Annotated in this window: 11 protein-coding genes; 5 read left to right on the forward strand and 6 right to left on the reverse strand. The window is 65.5% G+C overall.

The genetic code is table 11. The features are described from left to right. Positions 1 to 83: 83 nt before the first annotated feature. Together hmuQ and C7402_RS47980 are read right to left on the reverse strand one after the other, a co-directional pair. Positions 84 to 416 (reverse strand): heme-degrading protein HmuQ, encoded by a 333-nt coding sequence (gene hmuQ / locus C7402_RS10635; protein ID WP_112170495.1) that lies wholly within the window; start codon positions 414 to 416, stop codon positions 84 to 86. A 136-nt stretch (positions 417 to 552) separates the two neighbouring features. Continuing rightward, a complete protein-coding gene (locus tag C7402_RS47980; protein WP_165841861.1) occupies positions 553 to 2,088 on the reverse strand; it encodes a methyl-accepting chemotaxis protein in 1,536 nt (511 codons plus the stop codon). Between the two features lie 548 nt (positions 2,089 to 2,636). On the opposite strand from C7402_RS47980, the gene C7402_RS10645 reads away from it, so the two are divergent. After that, positions 2,637 to 4,736 (forward strand): TonB-dependent receptor, encoded by a 2,100-nt coding sequence (locus tag C7402_RS10645; RefSeq protein WP_116610766.1) that lies wholly within the window; start codon positions 2,637 to 2,639, stop codon positions 4,734 to 4,736. Between the two features lie 13 nt (positions 4,737 to 4,749). On the opposite strand, the gene C7402_RS10650 is transcribed toward C7402_RS10645, so the two are convergent. Genes C7402_RS10650 through C7402_RS10665 form a run of 4 tightly spaced genes read right to left on the reverse strand, consistent with a single transcriptional unit; the run spans position 4,750 to position 8,222 of the window. After that, complete coding sequence (locus C7402_RS10650) at positions 4,750 to 5,919, reverse strand: osmoprotectant ABC transporter ATP-binding protein OsmV (RefSeq protein ID WP_116610621.1); 1,170 nt, start codon at positions 5,917 to 5,919, stop codon at positions 4,750 to 4,752. Next, on the reverse strand, positions 5,916 to 6,569 hold the full coding sequence (locus C7402_RS10655) for an ABC transporter permease (RefSeq protein WP_116610622.1): 654 nt from the start codon (positions 6,567 to 6,569) through the stop codon (positions 5,916 to 5,918). The genes C7402_RS10650 and C7402_RS10655 overlap by 4 nt, the downstream gene beginning before the upstream one ends. Positions 6,570 to 6,579: 10 nt before the next feature. Beyond that, complete coding sequence (locus C7402_RS10660) at positions 6,580 to 7,506, reverse strand: glycine betaine ABC transporter substrate-binding protein (protein ID WP_112170711.1); 927 nt, start codon at positions 7,504 to 7,506, stop codon at positions 6,580 to 6,582. Continuing rightward, a complete protein-coding gene (locus C7402_RS10665) occupies positions 7,506 to 8,222 on the reverse strand; it encodes an ABC transporter permease (RefSeq protein ID WP_112170491.1) in 717 nt (238 codons plus the stop codon). The genes C7402_RS10660 and C7402_RS10665 overlap by 1 nt, the downstream gene beginning before the upstream one ends. An 822-nt stretch (positions 8,223 to 9,044) precedes the next feature. Between C7402_RS10665 and C7402_RS10670 the strand changes: the two genes are divergently transcribed. The 4 genes from C7402_RS10670 to eutC all read left to right on the forward strand — a co-directional run bounded on the left by C7402_RS10670 (position 9,045) and on the right by eutC (position 13,910). Continuing rightward, positions 9,045 to 10,124 carry a M23 family metallopeptidase gene (locus C7402_RS10670; RefSeq protein WP_112170710.1) on the forward strand — a complete coding sequence of 360 codons (1,080 nt, stop codon included), beginning with the start codon at positions 9,045 to 9,047 and terminating at the stop codon, positions 10,122 to 10,124. A 139-nt stretch (positions 10,125 to 10,263) separates the two neighbouring features. After that, positions 10,264 to 11,685 (forward strand): ethanolamine permease, encoded by a 1,422-nt coding sequence (gene eat / locus C7402_RS10675; protein WP_116610623.1) that lies wholly within the window; start codon positions 10,264 to 10,266, stop codon positions 11,683 to 11,685. A 27-nt stretch (positions 11,686 to 11,712) separates the two neighbouring features. Beyond that, positions 11,713 to 13,110, forward strand: coding sequence for an ethanolamine ammonia-lyase subunit EutB (locus tag C7402_RS10680; RefSeq protein WP_116610624.1), 1,398 nt, complete (start codon positions 11,713 to 11,715; stop codon positions 13,108 to 13,110). Beyond that, a complete protein-coding gene (gene eutC, locus C7402_RS10685; protein ID WP_116610625.1) occupies positions 13,107 to 13,910 on the forward strand; it encodes an ethanolamine ammonia-lyase subunit EutC in 804 nt (267 codons plus the stop codon). The genes C7402_RS10680 and eutC overlap by 4 nt, the downstream gene beginning before the upstream one ends. Positions 13,911 to 14,103: the final 193 nt, after the last annotated feature.

Raw genomic sequence — 14,103 nt, forward strand, 5'->3', positions numbered from 1 at the left:
GCGCGCCGCGCCTGTGTAGCTTTGGCGCAGCGCGTGTGCAGTTTTACCGATGGGCTTTGGGCTACGGTGGCCCGGTGCGGTGCTTACTTCACCGTCTGCACGACTTCGAAACCTTCGAACTCGGGGTGGCTCAAGTAGACGGGACGGTTCGCGCCGCCGGCGTTACCCGCATTACCCGCGTTACGATGCGCGGCGCGAAATGCGTCGGAGCGCGTCCAGTCTTCGAAGTGCGCGTGGCTCGCCCAGATCGTGTGGCTCGCATAGAGCACATGATCTTCGCGCTGCGGCCCTTTGAGCAGATGAAATTCGATGAAGCCCGGCACTTCCTTCAAGTGCGTGTCGCGGGTGGCCCAGACTTCCTCGAATGCGGCCTCGGAGCCCGGTGCGACCTTGAAGCGGTTCATGGCGATATACATGCGGCGTTCCTCTTCGCTGACGAAAACCTCAAAAGCGCGGCGGCGCGCGACGTGTCACGCTGCGCGCCGCCGCTTAGGTTCCCGATTATAAGAGGCCGCCCGCCACCATGCGCCGGGGTCTGCGCGAGGCGGGCGATCAGGCGACGCGGAATACCTGCACGGTGCCCGCAAGTTTGGTGGACTGCGTGTCGAGCGCCTGGGCGGCGGCCGTCACCTGCTCCACGAGCGCGGCGTTTTGCTGCGTGACTTCGTCCATCTGCGTGACGGCCGTGTCGACCTGCTCGATGCCGCTTTGCTGCTGCTCCGAAGCGGAAGCGATCTCGTTCATGATCGCCGTCACGCGCTGCACGGCCGAGTGCAATTCGGACATCGTCGAGCCCGCCGTGGAAACGAGCTCGGTGCCGTGCGCGACGGTTTCCACCGAACTCGCGATGAGATCCTTGATCTCCTTGGCCGCCGCCGCCGAGCGTTGCGCGAGCGAGCGCACCTCGCTCGCCACCACGGCGAAGCCGCGGCCTTGCTCGCCCGCGCGCGCCGCTTCCACTGCGGCATTGAGCGCGAGGATATTGGTCTGGAACGCAATGCCTTCGATGATCGCCGTGATCTCGGAGATCTTGTGCGAACTGCCTTCGATCTCGCCCATCGTGCTCACGACGTTCTCCACGACCTCGCTGCCGCGCGTGGCGACGCTCGCCGCCGTCTGGGCGAGCGTGCTGCCCTGGCGCGCGTTGTCGGTGTTCTGCTTCACGGCCGAGGTGAGCTCGTTCATGCTTGCGGCCGTTTCCTGGAGCGAGGCGGCCTGTTCCTCGGTGCGCGCCGAGAGGTCGATCATGCCTGCCGCGATCTGGCGCGTGGCGACCGAGACCGATTCGCTGCCCGAGCGCACCGCGCCCGTCACGGAGCCGAGCTCCATACGGGTTTTTTCGATGCTTTCCAGCAGCAGGCCCATCTCGTCGCGGCGCTGCGCGCGCACGCTGCGGCTCAGGTTGCCCGAGGAGATGTCATTGAGGCTCGTGAGCGCGTAATTGAGCGGCACCATGATCGCGCGGCGCAGCACCACCCAGCCGATGCCCGCGCCCAGCAGGCCGAGCACGACCATCGCCGCGCTCACGCCCGAGAACAGGTGGAAATTGGCTTCGGCTTCCTCATAACGCACTTTCGCGTTGTCGTAGAGATGCTTCTTGACCTCGTTGTTCGCGGCGCTCATGGCGCTGTAGAGGTCGGAGAGCTGCGTCATCGCGATGTTGTCGGCGCTGGTCCGGTCGCCCGACTCGAGCGCTTTCGTGAAGTCCGCCACCCCGTTGCGCATGGCCGTGCGGCGCTCGGTGGTCGCCGCAATGAGCGGCAGCTCGTCGCTTTCGTGCGGCATCTGCGTGAACTTCGTCCACCAGGCGTCGGACTCCTTGAAGAAGCCGGCGGCGCGCTGCAACTGGTCGGGCACCGTGGGCGCGTCGGGGTGCAGCGCCACGCGGTCGAGCACGAGGCGCGTGCGCGCGATGTAGATCTCGGCGTTGTCGATGGCCGTGGAGGCGGCGAGTTTGTTGCGATAGGTATCGCGGTTGGCGCTGTTGGCCTTCTGCGTGCTGATGAAGCCAAGCACGCCGGAAACCGCGAGCAGGAGGGCGAGGAGCGCGAACGTAAGTGCGATGCGCGCTCGAATGGTGAGTGTCATGCGTCTGTACCGTTTTGACCAAGGGCGACGCGAGCGGGGCTGGCCCGCCATCGGACTGCCGCCGTCGGGCGTCACCTTACATATCGACAGCTGGCGGCCGGGATTTAGGGGAAACCCTGAATATTTTTAAGAGACTACAGAATTCGCGTCTCTTGTTAGTGGTTGAGGGCAATCGGGAGGCGCTTGAGCCGGATGGAATCGTCGATGGCGCATCCCGTTGTGTCCGTCTGACAGGATGGGGAATAAGCGCCCGCCGTTCCGCATGCAAGTGATTTGCGATTAGCGCGCAAGTTCGCGTAATTTCAGTGTTTATTGGCCGATTTTTGGCGACGTTCTTCGGCGCGCCACGAAGGTGTGCACGAAACCCTCCCTGAAATCTTCTTCACATTTAGTAATGTTATAACGTAACATTCGCGTCGAGCTATAGCCGCACCGACCTGCGCGGCGGGCGTCCACCCTGGGCCCCGGACGTTCGCCGCCGATTACTCCAACGACGCAAACAAGAATCCATCGTGGCGACCATCCCTTTTACGTCTTTGCCCGCGCTGCTGGCACGCCTGCGCTTCGCGCGCGTTCTGCCGCTCGCACCCCTGCCGCTGGCGCTTTGCGGCGCTCTCGCGCATGCCCAATCGACAGGAGCGAACGCTGGCGATGCAGCGAGCGGCGAAACCCAGCAGAGCGTCGCGACGCTCGCGCCCGTTTTCGTCACCGCGAACCTGCTCGGCAATACCGATCTCACCGCGCCCTCCACGGCGCTCTCCGGCGACGCACTCGTTCTGCGCAGCGCCAATTCGCTCGGCGAGACGCTCAACGGCCTGCCGGGCGTTTCCACGACGACTTATGGCCCGATGGTCGGGCGGCCCATCATTCGCGGCATGGACGGCGACCGTATCCGCCTGCTGCAAAATGGCGTGGCCGCGTTCGACGCTTCGTCGCTCTCGTACGATCACGCGGTGCCGCAGGACCCGCTTTCGATCGAGCGCGTCGAGATCGTGCGCGGGCCGGCCGCGCTGCTGTATGGCGGCAACGCCATAGGCGGCGTCGTGAACACCATCGACAACCGCATTCCCCGCGAGCCGATCTCGGGCGTCACGGGCACCGTTGACGCAAGCTACGGCGGCGCAAACGACGCGCGCGCGGGCGCGGCGCAGGTGGAAGGCGGCAACGGCGGTTTCGCGTTCCACGTGGACGCCTTCGCGCGCGACACGAGCAACCAGCGCATTCCCGGCTACGCGCACTCCGCGCAGCAACGCGCGCTCGACGGCCCGGACGCCGAGCAGCCCTACGGCAGCATCCCGAACAGCGACGGCCGCTGGCACGGCGGCTCGGTCGGCACCTCGTACACGTGGGCCGACGGCTACGCGGGCATCTCGTACAACGGCTTCGACGCGAACTACGGCTCGGTGGCCGAGGACGACGTGCGCCTGCGCATGCATCAGGATCACGTGGCCGTGGCGTCGGAAGTGCGCAATTTGCAGGGGCCGATCAGCCAGCTCAAGTTCGATTTCGGTTATACGGACTACGAACATCGCGAGATCGACAACGGCGAAACCAGCACCACGTTCCGCAATCACGGTTATGAAGCGCGGATCGAGGCGCGCCACGCGAAGATCGGCCCGCTGGAGGGCGCGTTCGGCGTGCAGGTGAGCCAGAACACGTTTTCAGCGCTGGGCGACGAGGCGCTCGTGCCCACCACGCAAACGACCAACGTCGCGCTGTTCGGGCTGGAAGAGTGGAACGTGACCCCGGCGCTCAAGCTGAGCGTGGGCGGGCGTATCGAGCATGTGAAGCTCGACCCGGTGGCGGGGGAAGAGGGCACGAAGTTCGCGGGCGCGGCCTCGCGCGACTTCAACGCGGGCAGCCTTTCGGCGGGCGCGCTCTACAAGCTCACGCCGGTGTGGTCGGTGGTCGGCAACGTGGCGTACACGGAGCGCGCGCCCACCTTCTACGAGCTGTATGCGAACGGCCCGCACGACGCGACCGGCCAGTATCTGATCGGCAACCCCGACGCGCAGAAGGAAAAGGCCATCTCGACCGATCTTTCGTTGCGCTACGCGAGCGGCCCGAACAAGGCGAGCGCGGGCGTGTTCTACAGCCGCTTTCGCAACTACCTCACGGAGTACAACACGGGCCGTCTCGTGGATGACGACGACACGCCCGTACCGGCCGGCACCGCGGACGCGCTCAACGAAGCCGTCTATCGCGGTGTGCCCGCCGAATTTTACGGCGTGGAACTGGAAGGGCGCTGGCGCGTGCTGGAGAAGGGCGCGCACCGGCTCGACCTGGGTTTGACCGGCGATTACACGCACGCGCGCAATGCCGATACGGGCGCGCCGCTGCCGCGCATCGCGCCGTTGCGCGTGACGCTCGACGCCGACTACGGCTATGGCCCGTTCGGCGCGAACGCCGAACTCGTGCATGCCTGGGCGCAACACCGCGTGCCCGAGGACGATTTTCCGACCGCCGGCTATACGACCCTTGCGATTGCGCTCACCTACAAATTCCATGTGGGCGCAACGAACTGGCTCGCGTACCTGCGCGGCGACAATCTCACGAACCAGGACGTGCGCTATGCAAGCTCCGTGGTGCGCGATATTGCGCCCGAAGGCGGGCGCAGCGTGATGGTGGGGTTGCGCACGACGTTCTAGCGCGGCTCCCGGCTCACGCCGTCGCGGTTGCAGGCCGCGACGCCGCGCTCGGCGGCTGGCCGGTCTGCTGCCGCGAGCGGCCCGAGCTCAGATAGTCGGCGATCGAGTCCTGCGTGATCTCGCCCACATAGCCGCCGTCGGCGTCGAGCACCGGCATCCACGAAGCGCGGAACTGGTACATCTTCGAGAGCACGATGCGCAGGTTGTCGTCCACCGAAACCGTTGCCGGGAACGGTGTGATGCGCTCGCCGCACGCGCCCTCGGCACCGCGCGCGGCGCGCCGTCCGACGAAGCCGAGCGCATGGCGCGCGTCGTCTAGCACGGTGAGGTAGCGCGAGTCGCCTTCGTCCATCACGGCGAACGCCTGAGCGAGCGGGGTTTCCACGCGCGCGGTTTCGGGCTGCGTGGCGGCGTCGCCGGCCTTCACGAGCAACAGGCGCTTGAGCGTGCTGTCCTGGCCCACGAACTGCGCGACGAAGTCGTCGTGCGGGCGCGCGAGCAGCGTGTCGGGATGGTCGTATTGCACGAGCTTGCCGCGCCGGAACACGGCAATGCGGTCGCCGAGCTTGATCGCCTCGTCGATGTCGTGGCTCACCATGATGACGGTCTTCTTCAGTTGCCGCTGCATCTGGAAGAACTCGTTCTGGATGGTCTCGCGATTGATCGGATCGACCGCGCCGAACGGCTCGTCCATGAGCAGTACGGGCGGGTCGGCGGCCAGCGCGCGAATCACGCCGATGCGCTGCTGCTGCCCGCCCGAAAGCTCGCGCGGGTAGCGCTTCAAATACAGCTTCGGGTCGAGCGCGACCATCGACATGAGTTCCGCCGCGCGCTCGGCGCAACGCTTCTTGTCCCAGCCGAGCAGGCGCGGCACGACCGTGATGTTTTCCGCGATCGTCATGTTCGGAAAGAGGCCGATCTGCTGGATCACGTAGCCGATATGGCGGCGCAGGTCCACTTCGTTCAGGCCCGTGGTGTCTTCGCCGTTGATGAGCACGCGGCCCGAGGTGGGCTCGATCAACCGGTTGATCATCTTGAGCGTGGTGGTCTTGCCGCAGCCCGAGGGGCCGAGGAACACGCAGATCTCGCCTTCGGCCACCGAAAGGCTCACCGAATCGACGGCGCGCACGGGCTGCCCGTCCTTCTGCGTGAAGGTCTTCGTGAGTTGGTCGAGTTCGATCATGTCTTCTGCACTCCTTTCGGTGTCAAGGCACGCTGCAACATCTGCAACAAGAGGTCGGCGACGATGGCGAGCACGCTCACGAGCACGGCGCCCACCAGCAGCTTCATCAAGCTGCTCTGGCCGATGGCGCGAATGATGAGGGTGCCGAGGCCGCCCGCGCCGATCACGGCGGCAATCGTCATCACGCCAATGTTCATCACGACCGCGGTGCGCACGCCCGCGACAATCACGGGCACGGCGAGCGGCAAATCCACGAGCCGCAGCCGTTGCCACGACGTCATGCCGATGCCGGTGCCCGCTTCCTTGATGCCCGCGTCGACGTTGCTCAACGCGAGATAGGTGTTGCGCATGATCGGCAGCAGCGAGTAGAGGAACACGGCCGTGATGGCGGGCACGGCGCCGATGCCCTGGCCAAAGCGCGAGAACACCGGAATCATGAGGCCGAAAAGCGCGATGGAGGGCAGCGTGAGGACCACGGTGGCGAGGCCGAGCAGGGGCGCGGCGAGCCAGTTGTGGCGGCTGATGAGCACGCCGAGCGGCACGCCCGCGATGATCGCGCAGCCCACCGCGATGCCCACGAGGTAGATGTGTTGCAGCGTGAGCTGCAACAGTTCGGGCCAGTTCGCCGCGAGGTAGTCGAATACGTTCATGCGTCCTCCTTCAAGGCAGCGGATGCGTGCGCAGGAAGTCGGCGGCGACTGCCTCCGCGGACTTGCCGTCGAGATCCACGGCCTTGTTCATGTCCTGCATCACGTCGTTGTTGAGGGCGGCGGAAAGCGCATTGAGCTGCGCGGCCAGCTTCGGATTGTGTTCGAGCGCTTCCTTGCGCACCACGGGCGTGGCGTTGTACGGCGGGAAGAAGTGCTTGTCGTCTTCGAGCGGCACGATGCCGAAGCCCTTCACGCGGCCGTCCGTCGTGTAGACGAGGCCGATCTTGAGCTGGTTGTTGTGCAGCGCCGTGTAGACGAGGCCGGGGTCCATCTGCTTCATCTGCGAGCGGCGAAAGCTCATGCCGTAGGTGGCGAGCAGCGGCTTCAGGCCGTCCGGGCGATTGGCGAACTCGGCGTCCATGCCGAACACGTAGCGTTTCGCGTCGGGGTCGGTCTTCAGTCTCTCGGCCAGTTGCGAGATCGTGGTGATGCCCGTTTCCTGCGCGAACTTGCTTGGCAGACCTAACGCATAGGTGTCGTTGAGCGGAGACGCGTCGAGCCAGACGAGGCCGCGCGGCGCGTCGAGCGCCTTCACGCGTTCGTACATGGCCTCGGGCGAGAGCTTCTCCGTGAGCTTGTCATAGACCAGCGCCGCGGTGCCCGTGTAATCCCACACGAGGTCGAACTGGCCGTTCTCGAGCGCGCTGCGCATGAGCGTGCTGCCAAGCCCCGAGCGCACTTCCACGGTGTAGCCGCGCGAGCGCAGGTATTGCGCCGTGACTTCGGCAAGCACGTATTGCTCGGTGAAGTTCTTCGCGCCGAGCACGAGCTTTTGCTGCGCCAGCGCGGTGGCGGGCGCAGCGGCGGCCACGAGCGCGGTGCCGAGCACGCACGCCTGCACGAAGCGGCGCAGCCGTTTGAATGGCGATGTGAGCATCATGCGAGTCCCCCGTTGCGCGCGAGCCAATGGCGGCTGCCCGTAGCGACCACGCCGTCGAGCACCAGCGCGAGCGCGGCCGTAAACGCGGCGCCGAGCAGCAGCAAGGGCTGATCGTTCAGATAGATGCCGGGGAAAATGAGGGAACCGAGACTGTCCGCGCCAATCAGATAAGCGAGCGGCGCTGTGCCCACGTTGATGGCGAGCGCGGTGCGCACGCCGCCCACGATAATGGGCAACGCATTGGGCAACTCCACGCGCGTGAGCGACTGCCAGCCCGTCATGCCGATGCCGCGCGCCGCTTCGCGCAGCGCCGCGGGCACGTTTTTCACGCCTTCATAGGTGTTGCGCGTGATCGGCAGAAGCGAGGCGAGAAAGAGCGCGACGATGGCGGGAATGTCCCCGATGCCGAACACGCCAAGCGCAATGGCGAGCACCGCGAGCGAGGGAATCGTGTTGCCGATGTTGAAAATCTGCATGAAGCGTTCGGCCTGGCGCGTGAAGCGCGGCCGGCTGAGCAGCACGCCCGCAGGCACGCCGACCACGATGGCGAGCACCATCGAATAGCCGACGAGCAGCAGGTGCCGCCCGGTGTAGTACGCGAGATCGCCTGCGTGGTTGTGCCACGTGTCGGCGCCGATGGCGCGTGAGAGCGCCCACGCAAGCACGGCAAGGGCGATAAGGCTGCCCGCGAGCAGGGCAGAGCGTCGAGTCATGAAGATGCGCCTCCTGGTTTCGGTGCCGCGGGCGCAGGGCCGCGCAGCGGGGACGCCTGTGCGCATGCACAGGGCGCCGCGAAGGGAGTTCGTGATCCCGGCGTGGCCGCGATTTGAACTGACGGAAACACTGGGCCGCCAGCGCACGATCAGTGCGTGGCAGCAGTCGCATGAACGCGCGTGGGCGTTCTTCGGGTTGTCATGTTCAGCCCAACGGTACCGAGCAAATCGATACGCGCTGAAGCAGTGCACCGTCTCACGACGGCATGGATGCGCAAGGGCCAGAGCCGCTACGCGGGGGCCGGAGGCCCGCTTGAATGGCGATTGCGATGCGGTGGCCATGCATACGGGCCTTGCATCTCAATGCGCACGAGAACGTCTTCGTTGTGATCGAAACGAGATCAGTATAGATCATTCGATTAGGTGCGTCTACCTTGGGGAACGATCGCGCTTTGACGTATGACGGGTCGAATGCAATGGAGTATGTCATTTCGGGAAATTAATCAGGTATGCAGATGAAAATAAGGCGGTAGCATTTCCCGTTTCTGGAAAACGATAAAAAGTGCCATACAGGTACGCGTTTTTCTCATGTGGCCGCTGTAGCAATTCACGTTCCCGGTGTTGCGCGATCGCTTGAGGAAAATTATTCCGCTTCTTGACCTGTCTTAAGTTTCGTTTAAGAAAGGCCATTTACTTTCAGGCGTTCCGCGCATCGGCTTTCGCGTGCTGGACGAACCGCGTGTCGATGTCATCTTCGCTGTCACCTCGAAAGGCGCCGTATTTGCGCGTGCCTTTCCTGCTCTGCAATCCGGCATTCCATTCATGGCTTTTCGTGCAATCGCGGCGTCTCCCGGCTTCGCGGGAAAAATTATCGTTGTGTCCGCAATCGGTTTGACGAGCGCCGTGGTGCTCGTCAAACGGCCTCTCACCGAAACGCCCGATGATCCGCTCTCCGCAGCGGTGAGCGCGGCCCCGGCCACGCCGTCGGCCTCGCAGCCCGTCGCGGCCAGCGCCGCTGCGGCGAGCGAACCCGAACCGGTGTTTCGCGTGGAGTCCGCCGTGGTTCAGCACAGTTTTTCGGAGGCGGCGCAACGGCTGGGCGTCGATGCGGCGACGACCGCGCGGCTCGCGCGCGCGTTCTCGGGACGGCTCGATTTTCGTCGCGATCTGCAACGAGGCAGCGAAATCCGCTTCGTGTTCCGCAAGGACGCAGATGATGCGAGCGAAGCGAACGGCGCGAGTGCTGCAAATGGTGCAAGCGCTGCAAGTGGTGCAAGCGTTCCGGTCGTCGCCGGTGACGCGCCCGCGTCCGATGACACGCCCGTCGCGATCCGCATTTCCACCGGCAACGCCTCGCACGATCTCTTCCTCTACCGCAATCTGGCGGGCAAGGCCTTCTACTATTCGGCGGACGGCCACGCGGCCATGCCGTCGTTCCTGCGCTACCCGGTGAAGTTCACGCGCATTTCCTCGCACTTCTCCATGCGCCGCCTCGACCCGGTCACACACCGCATCCAGCCGCACGAAGGCGTCGATCTCGCCGCGCCGGCGGGCACGCCGGTTCACGCCACCGCGCGCGGCACCGTGAGTTTCGTGGGCTGGCAAACGGGCTACGGCAAGGTCGTGAAGCTCGATAACTTCGGTCCATACTCGACGACCTTCGCGCACCTCTCGCGCTTCGCGAAGCACCTGAGGCCCGGCCAGTCGGTGCAGAAAGGCGAGGTGATCGGCTATGTGGGCGCGACGGGCTGGGCGACCGGTCCGCACCTGCACTACGAGGTGCACGTGGATCAGGTCGCGCAGGATCCGCTTACCGTGGACCTGCCGCATCGCGACCCGCTCCAGGGCGAGGACAAGCAGCGTTTCGCGCAGCAGGTCGAGCGCATGGACGCGCTGCTGTAGGTTCGCCGCAGCCGCATGCTGCGCTGCGTGCAAAGTTTGCCGATTTTCGATAACGCGTCGATTAATGACCCAATAGCATGGTTCCACTCACCCGAGGCGGCCAGGGACGGCGGCCCGGGCTATCCAGAGGGGAAAAACCATGCAAAGCGAGTCGAACGCAAGTCCCGCCGCAGTGGGGAAGGCAGGCGGCAAGGCAGGCGAGCCCGCGCTCAAGCAAACGCTCGGCACGTGGCAGTTGTGGGGCATCGCGGTCGGCCTCGTGATTTCAGGCGAATATTTCGGCTGGAGCTACGGCTGGGCCACGGCCGGCACGCTCGGCTTCGTCGTCACCGCGCTGTTCGTCGCGGCGATGTACACCACGTTCATTTTCAGCTTCACCGAACTCACCACCTCCATCCCGCACGCGGGCGGCCCGTTCGCCTACGCGCGCCGGGCATTCGGCCCGCTGGGCGGCTATCTCGCGGGCGCGGCCACGCTGGTTGAATTCGTGTTCGCGCCGCCCGCCATCGCGCTGGCGATCGGCGCTTATCTGCACGTGCAGTTCCCCGGCCTCGAACCGAAGCACGCGGCCATGGGCGCGTATCTCGTGTTCATGGCGCTCAATATCGTGGGCGTGCAGATTGCCGCGACCTTCGAACTGATCGTCACGCTATTCGCCATTTTCGAACTGCTCGTGTTCATGGGTGTGGTGTCGCCGGGCTTTGCCTGGTCCAATTTCCTCAAGGGCGGCTGGTCGGGTAACGATCACTTCTCGCTCGGCTCGTTTCACGGCATGTTCGCGGCGATCCCGTTCGCCATCTGGTTCTTCCTCGCGATCGAAGGCGTGGCCATGGCCGCCGAAGAAGCGAAGAACCCGCGCCGCTCGATCCCCATCGCCTACGTGGCCGGCATTCTCACGCTCGTGGCGCTCGCCGTGGGCGTGATGGTGTTTGCGGGCGGCGCGGGCGACTGGACCAAGCTTTCCAATATCAACGACCCGCTGCCGCAAGCCATGAAGTTCATCGTGGGCGAGCATAGCGGCTGGATGCATATGCTCGTGTGGCTCGGCCTCTTCGGTCTCGTGGCATCGTTTCACGGCATCATCCTCGGCTACTCGCGGCAAATTTTCGCGCTTGCCCGGGAAGGCTACCTGCCCGCGTGGCTCGCGAAGATCCACCCGCGTTTCAAGACGCCTTATCGCGCGATTCTCGCGGGCGGCGTGGTGGGCATCGCTGCGATCTACAGCGACGAGCTGATCCAGTTCGGCGGCCAGACGCTCACGGCCAACATCGTCACGATGTCGGTGTTCGGCGCGATCGTGATGTACATTGTGAGCATGGCGGCGCTCTTCAAGCTGCGCCGCGCGCAGCCGGCGATGGACCGCCCGTTCCGCGCGCCGCTGTACCCGTATTTCCCGGCGTTCGCGCTCGTGGCCGCGCTCGTTTGCCTTGGCACGATGGTGTATTTCAACGCGCTCGTGGCGGGAGTGTTCGTCGTCTTTCTCGCGCTGGGCTACGGTTATTTCCTCGCCACGCGCACCCAGCGCGACGCCGTGCCGGGCGAGGCGCTGCTCGAGGAGTGAGCCGCAAGATTTGCAGGAGTCCATCGCATGAACCATACGGAGACGATCGGCGCGCGCACCTACCGTTTCGCCGACCTCAAGACGCTGCTCGCGAAAGCGAGTCCGCTGCGCTCGGGCGACCAGCTTGCGGGCGTGGCGGCGGCGAGCGAGGAGGAGCGCGTGGCCGCCAAAATGGCGCTGGCGGCGGTGCCGCTCAAGGCGTTTCTTGCCGAGGCGCTCGTGCCCTACGAAGACGACGAGGTTACGCGCCTGATCGTCGACGATCACGACCAGGGCGCCTTCGCCGCGGTCTCGCACCTCACGGTGGGCGACTTCCGCGACTGGCTGCTCTCGGGCGAGGCGAGCACCGAAGCGCTCGAACGCCTCGCGCCCGGTCTCACGCCGGAGATGGTCGCGGCGGTGTCCAAGCTCATGCGCAATCAGGACCTCATCGCCGTGGCGAAGAAGCGTCCCGTGGTTACGCGTTTTCGCAATACCGTGGGGCTGCCGGGGCGCATGTCGGTGCGCCTTCAGCCCAACCATCCCACCGACGACGTGAAGGGCATTGCCGCCTCGATGCTCGACGGCCTCATGTACGGCTGCGGCGACGCGATGATCGGCATCAATCCCGCCACGGACAGCCTCGCGGCCATCGTGAAGCTGCTCGCCATGATCGACGGCTTTCGCGAGCGCTACCGCGTGCCCACGCAAGCGTGCGTGCTCACCCACGTGACCAACACGATCGCGGCGATCGAAAAGGGCGCGCCCGTCGATCTCGTGTTCCAGTCGATAGCCGGCACCGAGAAGGCCAACGCGAGCTTCGGCATATCGCTCGCGCTCTTGCAGGAAGCGCGCGAGGCGGCGCTTTCGCTCAAGCGCGGCACGGTCGGCAATAACCTCATGTACTTCGAGACGGGGCAGGGCAGCGCACTGTCGGCCAATGCGCACTACGGCGTGGACCAGCAAACCTGCGAGGTGCGCGCCTACGCCGTCGCGCGCAAGTTCGAACCGTTTCTCGTCAACACGGTGGTGGGCTTTATCGGCCCCGAATATTTGTACGACGGAAAGCAGATTATTCGCGCGGGCCTCGAAGACCACTTTTGCGGCAAGCTGCTCGGCGTGCCGATGGGTTGCGACATCTGCTACACGAATCACGCGGAAGCCGACCAGGACGACATGGACACCCTGCTCACGCTGCTGGGCGCGGCCGGCATCAACTTCATCATGGGCATACCGGGCGCCGACGACGTGATGCTCAACTACCAGAGCACCTCGTTTCACGACGCACTCTACGTGCGCGATCTGCTCGGCCTGCGCCGCGCGCCCGAGTTCGAAGAGTGGCTGGAGACGATGGAGATCATCGACGCGAAAGGCGCGCTCCTGCCCGGCTCCGCGCGCGTGCCGCTGCTCGCGGGCGCACACGAGTGGATGGGGATCGACGCATGAGCGACCCCGTCGAAAAGAACCCCTGGGGCGGCCTCAAGGCGTTCACGAACGCGCGCATCGCGCTCGGGCGCGCGGGCAACGGGCTGCCTACCGCTCCGCTGCTGGCGTTCAATCTTTCGCATGCACAGGCGCGCGACGCCGTGCATCAGCCGCTCGACGCCGAAGCGTTGCGCCGCACGCTCGAAGCCGAGGGCTTTGCCACGCTCGGTGCGGAAAGCGCCGCGCCCGACCGGCAGCATTACTTGCGCAGGCCCGATCTCGGGCGGCGCTTGTCGGAGGCAAGCCGGGTCGCTTTGGCTGAGGTCGCTGCCTCTGGCGCGGCTGCGCCAGGCGGCGAAGCGCCCGAAGTGGTGTTCGTGATTGGCGACGGGCTTTCCGCGTTTGCCGCCGCGAAGCAGGCGGTGCCGTTGCTGCTCGCCGCGCGCGAGCGTTTGGCGGGCTGGCGTATCGGCCCCGTGGTCGTCGCACGCCAGGCGCGCGTGGCCCTTGGCGACGAGATCGGCGAGCTGCTTGGCGCAAAGCTCGTTGCGATGTTGATTGGCGAGCGGCCAGGACTCAGTTCGCCTGACAGCCTGGGCGTTTATCTCACGTACGCGCCGAAGGTGGGGTGCCACGACGCGCAACGCAACTGCATTTCGAACGTGCGGCCCGAAGGGCTGCCGTATGAGGCTGCCGCGCACAAGCTGCATTACCTCCTCACCCATGCGCGGCGGCTTGGCCTGACGGGCGTTGGACTGAAGGACGATAGTGACGCCGCGTTGCCTGGCGGCGTCGAGGCTGTGCGCATCACATCCGAATGAGTCTCATCGCGGACCGTGTCGTGTCCCGTGTTGCGCGCCTCGCTGCGTACGCTCAGTGCATTTAGCGGGATGCACCGCGCCGGTGCGCGACGCGCGTGGCGCAGCGTTTGCGCCACTGGTGAGCACCCGCGTGACAGAACGCTGCGCCGCGATGGAGCAGCCGCGCGCACGATCTGGCCATTCGGCCAGGTAT

It is taken from the genome of Paraburkholderia unamae (assembly GCF_003096875.1).
GTDB lineage: Bacteria > Pseudomonadota > Gammaproteobacteria > Burkholderiales > Burkholderiaceae > Paraburkholderia > Paraburkholderia unamae.